General features: G+C 42.8%; 1 protein-coding gene. It reads left to right on the top strand.

All coding sequences use genetic code 11. From position 1 onward, the window contains the following. A partial coding sequence (locus R7190_RS27900; protein WP_318137930.1) for an exonuclease subunit SbcD occupies positions 1-670 on the top strand: 670 nt, incomplete at both ends.

The following is a 670-nucleotide window of genomic DNA, read 5'->3' as shown; positions in this document are numbered from 1 at the left end:
GAGCTCAATACTCCTATGATATTGATCTCAGGCAATCACGATGGCGCAGAGCGTTTGGGTTTTGGTTCTGAGCAAATGAAACGTTCGGGACTGCATATCATCAGCAACTTTGAAGATATGTTAACGCCAGTTGTGATTGAAACGAAAGCCGCTGGTCATGTCGCTTTCTATGGGATGCCATACAATGATCCTGAACAAGTACGTTATGTGTATAAAGAGCCGGTGTCGACACATGATGAAGCTCATAAACTGCTTGCCGAAAAAATTACAGAGCAGTTCCAATCTGAGCATCGAAATATTCTAATCAGTCATTGCTTCGTAGATGGTGCTATTGAATCTGAATCAGAGCGACCGCTCTCTATCGGTGGCTCTGATCGAGTTAGCCACGAGCACTTTTTAAACTTCGATTATGTCGCGTTAGGTCATTTGCACCAACCTCAAAAGAAAGGTGAGGAGTACATTCGTTATTCTGGTTCGTTGATGAAGTACAGCTTCGGTGAACAAAATCAAAAGAAAGGCTTCACATTAGTTGAAATCGGCAAAGATGGCTTTATTGGGGCGGAACATATTGAGTTAACTGCGCCTCATGAAATGCGTATCGTTGAAGGCGAATTGGAACAAATTCTAGAGTGGGGCAAAACGGACCCGAAAAATGAAGATTATTTACTGG

The organism is Vibrio sp. 1078-1, assembly GCF_033340475.1.
The sequence above is the reverse complement of the archived record's forward strand: the minus strand, read 5'-3'. Positions and strand labels throughout refer to the sequence as shown.